We start from the raw sequence: 5,824 nt of genomic DNA on the forward strand, positions 1-5,824 counted from the left end.
GGACCGCTCCAAGGACATGATCATCACCGGCGGCTCCAACGTCTATCCGCGCGAGGTGGAGGAAGTGCTTCTGATGCACCCCAAGGTTTCCGAGGCATCGGTCGTGGGGCGGGCGCACGCCGATTGGGGAGAGGAAGTCGTGGCCTTTGTCGTGGGGGAGGTCTCTGACGCCGAGCTGAACGCCCTGTGTAACGATCACATCGCCCGGTTTAAACGTCCCAAGGCCTATATCCGCATCTCCGCCTTGCCAAAGAACAACTATGGCAAGGTGCTGAAAACCGAACTGCGTAAGATGGTTTGAAACCGGGGTCAGACGGTGCGGGGGCTGGCGTCAGTTTCCGCACTTCCTGCAGGCTGCCGCTGTCCCATCAGCGTATCGATCAGCAGGCTCATCAGCTCGGCCCGATTGCTGGTGCCCGACTTGCGGTAAATCGCGTTAAGCTGTGCCTTGACGGTGCCCTCGGCGCTGCCGCGCATGGCGGCGATCTCAGCAGTGGACAGCCCCTTGACTAGAAAGGTCGCCACATCCAGTTCCGCCGGAGTCAGGCGCCAGTTGGCAAATTCCGCGCTGATGATGTCTTGAACCGCGGCCTGGGCTGCGCTCAGGCTCTCCTCCAGCTGCGCCTTGCGCCGCAGCAGCCACATCAAGATGCGGGTCTCGATCACGATGGCAGTCAGCAGGGCAATCGCTGCGAGCCCTTCGATATAGGCATGGGGGCCTTCTGCCGGCCCGGTATCCCCGGTGTCCATTCCGGCAAGATCTGCAAACATGTCGCCCAGGAAAATCGCCGCGCAAAGGGCTTGCACGGCGATCACGGCTATCAGGATCCAAGGCTGCGCCGGGCCGTGCAGGTTCTGGCTCATCGTCAGGTCTCCGCTGAACTGTCAGGCAAGTTCTTGTAACCGGTGATCATGGCGCGGGCCAGTCTGACTTTGGTGCGGCGGGCCTCGAACAGCACTGCACCCACATGCAGCAGGGCCGAGGCTTCCGCCCAATAGACGAGTGTTTCATGCAGCTCCTCCGGCCAGCCGGCGCTGTGAAACGGCGGCAGAGTCAGCAGCCATCCGGTAAGAACAATGCCCAGCAACGTCAGCAGCAGGTTGTAGATCATCAGCGCGCCTAAGGGGGAATGGCCCTTGTGGCTGTTTCGGCGCCTGGCGGCGATGTCTGCAAGCTGGCGGGTTGCAGCCTTCAGGTCGGGCGGAAAGCTGGAAAAGCGCGCATAGCGGCTGCCCGCCAGCCCCCAGAGCACACGCACGCCGATCAAGCCGGTGATAAAGTAGCCAATGTTATGGTGAAGAGTTCCGTCAGGATCGGTGAACAGCGCATTCGCGGCAAAGCCCGCCGCCAGCAGCCAGTGAAACAGCCGCACCAGGGGATCCCAGACATATGAATTGTGCATGTTGCATCCTTCCGCCCCGGACACCGCCAAAGCGGGCCCGGAGCCGTTTCAAGCAGGTTGGGATCAATCGTCGTCTTCGCTGTCTTCGTCGATCTTCACGATCTCAAGCCGGTCGTTCAGGGTAAACTCGTATTCCTTGCCGACCTTGGTGGCCTCGGCTTCGAACATCCCGTTTTCGGCTTCGATTTCTGTGACCTCATAACCCTGGCCGGTCAGCAGCTCCTGCAGCTTGGCCTCGGTCTCAGAGCTGACGGCCGTGCCGGAGGCCAGGGCCGCCGCGGCGGGCAGGGTGAGGGCGAGGGCCAGGAGTTTCACGGGGTTACGCATGATCATGTCCTTTCTGCGGTTTGTTGGCCCTGCACCGGAAGGTGCGGGCTGCAGCGGCGATTTCGGGGCCGCGGCAGCAAAACAGAATAGGCGCTGGGTTGGATGCAGGCAGAGAACGCTGGCATACAACCGGGGTTTATGACCGGAATTCAGGGGTTTCCTGCGCGCCGCTCCTGAGCCAGCCAGCAAAAAAAGAGGCCAGCCCTGGGAAAGAGCCGGCCTCAGTCAGCCAGTGCCGGCACGCGGGTGGCCGGCACGACGGAGATAAATTCTTGGGGTGTCCTTAGATGGCCAGGTATTCGGCGCGCAGTTCCTCGTTTTCCAGCACCTCGGCGGCAGTGCCGTCAAAGACGATGCCGCCGGTATCGAGGATCACTGCACGGTCCGCCAGTTCCAGGGCGCGCACCGCATTCTGCTCGACAATGATGGTTGTCATGCCCTGTTCCTTGATGTGGATGAGGGTCTTTTCGATCTCGTCGACGATCACCGGGGCGAGGCCCTCATAGGGTTCATCCAGCAACAGAACTTTGATGTCGCGGGCCAGCGCCCGGGCAATTGCCAGCATCTGCTGCTCGCCGCCCGACAGGGTCACACCCTCCTGTTTGCGACGTTCGCCGAGGCGCGGGAACAGATCATAGAGCCGTTCCAGCGACCAGCCGACGGGCGGCGCGATCTGTGCCAGCTGCAGGTTTTCCTCGACTGTCAGGCCGGGGATGATGCGGCGGTCTTCGGGCACGAGGCCCAGGCCTTCCGTCGCAGCCTCATGCGAGGCCATCTTGTGCAGAGGTTTATGATCCAGCCAGATTTCGCCGCGGGTCACCAGCGGCGAGCCGGTGCGGGCGATGGAACGCAGGGTTGAGGTCTTGCCTGCGCCGTTGCGGCCCAGCAGGGCCAGGATCTCGCCCTCGTGGACGTTGAAGCTGATGCCTTGGACAATATAGCTCTCGCCGTAGTAGGCGTGGACATCCCAGACCGACAGAAAGGCCGGGGCGGTGGTGGCCGCATTGGCGTTCTTAGAGAAATCGGGTTTCACATTCATGGCTTTTTCCTTTCTCACTCATCCCGAAAACCGGTTTCCACTTTTCGGGGTGAGTGACGATCTCCTTTACGCGCTTTCGCCCAGATAGGCTTCGCGCACCTTGGGGTTGCCGCGGATGTTCTGCGGGTCGTCTTCGACCAGCGGGGTACCCTGCGCCAATACAGTGATCCTGTTGGCGAGGCTGAACACCACATGCATGTCGTGTTCGATGATGGCGATGGTGATGTCGCGCTCGTCCGAGATCTGTTTCAGCAGGTCGATGGTGTTGTTGGTGTCAGCCCGCGCCATGCCCGCTGTAGGTTCGTCCAGCAGCAGCAGCCGGGGTTCTTGGCTCAGGCACATGCCGATCTCCAAGCGCCGCTTGTCGCCGCGGGACATGGCGGCGGCGTGCATGTGCCGCTTGTCCGCCATGTTCATCTCTTCCAGCATATGTTCGGCCTTTTGCAGGATGTCTTTCTGCTTCAGCACCGCAGACAGGGCGTTCAGTTCAAACGCGCCGTCCCTTTTGGCAAAACAGGGGATCATCATGTTTTCCAGCACCGTCAGATCGCCGAAGATCTCGGGCGTCTGGAACACGCGGGAAATGCCCATCTGGTTGATCTCGTAAGGGGCGCGGCCCAGCACAGACTTGCCGTCGAACATGACCGATCCGGTGTCGGGGATCAGCTTGCCCACCAGGCAGTTGAGCAGGGTGGACTTGCCTGCACCGTTCGGTCCGATAATCGCATGGACCGAGTTTTCCTTAACGCTGAGGTTCACCTCGGACAGTGCCTGCAAGCCGCCGAACCGTTTCCCCACATTTTTGACTTCAAGGATACCCATTGTTCTGTCTCCTTACTCCGCGGGGTTGGTTTCGCCGGACGTATTGCTGTCCTTGGCCTTGCGGCGGCTGAGCCAGCCTTTGATCCGCTGGCCGCCTTCGACCAGGCCGCCGGGCAGGAAGATCACCACCAGCATGAACAGGATGCCCAGCGTCAGATGCCAGCCTTTGCCGATGAAAGGATGCACGATGAAGACCAGCGCGTCTTCCATCCCGTCGGGCATGAAGCTGAACCAGCTGTGCAGCACGTTGTCGTTGATTTTCGAGAAGATGTTCTCGAAGTATTTGATGAAACCAGCACCCAGAACCGGGCCGATCAACGTTCCGGCTCCGCCGAGGATGGTCATCAGAACCACTTCGCCGGAGGCGGTCCACTGCATCCGCTCAGCGCCTGCCAGCGGGTCCATTGAGGCCATCAGCCCGCCTGCCAGACCCGCATACATGCCGGAGATCACAAAGGCCGCCAGGGTGTAGGGCCGGGTGTTGAGACCGGTATAGTTCATCCGCTGCTGGTTCGACTTCACCGCCCGCAGCATCATGCCAAAGGGCGAACGGAAGATGCGGATCGACAGGTAAAAGGCCGCCAGCAGGATCAGCGCGCACAGGTAATAGCCCACGTTGAACTGGAAGGCCCAGGGGCCAATGGCCATCTCGAAGGTAGAGCGCATCTCAAGCCCGAACAGGCTGGTCACGGGGATCGAGCCGTCCGCGGTGGCGGAGACGCCCAGGATGCGGGGGTCGTCCAGGGTCAGCTGCAGGCCGGTCTCGCCATTGGTGATGGGCGTCAGCACCGAATAGGCCAGGTTGAACGACATTTGCGCAAAGGCCAGCGTCAGGATCGAAAAGTAGATCCCTGAGCGGCGCAAGCTGACAAAGCCGATCAGCAGCGCAAACAGGCCTGCGACAATGACCGACAACAGGATCGCCGGGATCACGTTCATGCCTACCAGCTTGAACATCCAGACGGCTGAGTAGGAACCGGCGCCCAGGAAGGCCGCATGGCCGAAGGACAGGTATCCGGTGAGGCCAAACAGGATGTTGAATCCGATGGCGAAGATCCCGAAGATCACGAACCGTTGCATCAGGTCCGGGTAGCCCGCGTTGAACTGCGCCATGGCGCTGTCCGTGGGAAAGGGGTTCAGGATGAAGGGGGCGAACAGCGTCAGACAGGCGACGATGATCAGCATAGAGGTGTCTTTTTTATCCAGTCCGAACATTGTCTTAGTCCTCCATCACGCCTTTGCGGCCCATCAGGCCCCGCGGGCGGGTCAGCAGAATGATGATTGCGACCACATAGATGATGATCTGGTCGATGCCGGGGATCAGCGATTTGATCTCGTTCATCGAAGCAAAGCTTTCGAGAACCCCCAGCAGGAAGCCCGCCAGCACCGCACCGGGCAGGGAGCCCATGCCGCCGACAACCACCACCACAAAACTGAGCACCAGGAAATCCATGCCCATGTGGTAATTGGGGGAGTTGATCGGGGTGTACATGACACCGGCCAGCCCAGCGACGGCGGCGGCAATGCCGAACATGATGGTAAAGCGGCGGTCGATGTTGATGCCCAGAAGACCCACGGTCTCGCGGTCGGCCATGCCGGCCCGCACCACCATGCCGAAGGTGGTGAACTGCAGGAAGCTGAAGATGCCGCCGATGATCAGCACCGCGAAGAAGAAATAGACCACGCGCCAGACCGGATAGATGATGTCCATGCCGATGAGGGCGCCAAGGTTCATCACCCCGTTCAGCGCATCCGGCGCCGGGGTCTGGATCGGGTTGGCGCCGTAGAAATACTTGATGACTTCCTGCAGCACGATGGCAAGGCCGAAGGTCACCAGGATCTGGTCGGCATGAGGGCGCTTGTAGAAATGCTTGATCAGCCCGCGTTCCATCACATAGCCGACACCGATCATGATCGGGATGGCAAAGAGAATCGCCAGCGGCACGGCCCAGTCGATGATAGAGCCGCCGACTTCGGGGCCGAACCAGGCCTCGACGTAGGGGGTTTTCACCTTCAGCGGGTTGCCCAGAAAGTCGGTCTGGGTCTCGTCGACGGTTTCAAAGCTGAGGTTCAGAATACGCTGCAGGGTGACGGCGCAGAAGGCGCCGATCATGAACAGGGCCCCGTGGGCAAAGTTCACCACGCCCAGCGTGCCGAAAATGAGTGTCAAACCCAGCGCGATCAGCGCATAGGCCGAGCCTTTGTCGAGCCCGTTCAAGATTTGCAATAGGAT

Annotated in this window: 7 protein-coding genes and 1 pseudogene; 1 reads left to right on the forward strand and 7 read right to left on the reverse strand. The window is 60.7% G+C overall.

Annotated features, from left to right (window positions below; genetic code table 11):
• Positions 1 to 301 (forward strand): annotated as a pseudogene (locus A2I95_RS25170) (long-chain fatty acid--CoA ligase); the annotation flags it as partial.
• Between the two features lie 8 nt (positions 302 to 309).
• Here A2I95_RS25170 and A2I95_RS25175 read toward each other — a convergent pair.
• The 7 genes from A2I95_RS25175 to A2I95_RS25205 all read right to left on the reverse strand — a co-directional run.
• The gene (locus A2I95_RS25175; RefSeq protein WP_291734326.1) at positions 310 to 864 is read right to left on the reverse strand and encodes a helix-turn-helix transcriptional regulator; all 555 of its coding nucleotides are present in this window, start codon (positions 862 to 864) and stop codon (positions 310 to 312) included.
• Between the two features lie 2 nt (positions 865 to 866).
• Positions 867 to 1,403, reverse strand: a complete 537-nt coding sequence (locus A2I95_RS25180) for a cytochrome b/b6 domain-containing protein (RefSeq protein ID WP_291734329.1) — start codon at positions 1,401 to 1,403, stop codon at positions 867 to 869.
• A 63-nt stretch (positions 1,404 to 1,466) separates the two neighbouring features.
• Positions 1,467 to 1,730: a PepSY domain-containing protein gene (locus tag A2I95_RS25185; RefSeq protein WP_291734332.1), complete on the reverse strand. Its 264-nt coding sequence runs from the start codon at positions 1,728 to 1,730 to the stop codon at positions 1,467 to 1,469.
• A 283-nt stretch (positions 1,731 to 2,013) separates the two neighbouring features.
• The gene (locus A2I95_RS25190) at positions 2,014 to 2,769 is read right to left on the reverse strand and encodes an ABC transporter ATP-binding protein (RefSeq protein ID WP_027259257.1); all 756 of its coding nucleotides are present in this window, start codon (positions 2,767 to 2,769) and stop codon (positions 2,014 to 2,016) included.
• A 66-nt stretch (positions 2,770 to 2,835) separates the two neighbouring features.
• A complete protein-coding gene (locus A2I95_RS25195; protein ID WP_027259256.1) occupies positions 2,836 to 3,591 on the reverse strand; it encodes an ABC transporter ATP-binding protein in 756 nt (251 codons plus the stop codon).
• Positions 3,592 to 3,603: 12 nt separating this feature from the next.
• Positions 3,604 to 4,806 (reverse strand): branched-chain amino acid ABC transporter permease, encoded by a 1,203-nt coding sequence (locus A2I95_RS25200; protein ID WP_027259255.1) that lies wholly within the window; start codon positions 4,804 to 4,806, stop codon positions 3,604 to 3,606.
• Between the two features lie 4 nt (positions 4,807 to 4,810).
• A partial coding sequence (locus A2I95_RS25205; RefSeq protein WP_291734337.1) for a branched-chain amino acid ABC transporter permease occupies positions 4,811 to 5,824 on the reverse strand: 1,014 nt, incomplete at its 5' end.

Source organism: Leisingera sp. F5 (assembly GCF_001593695.1).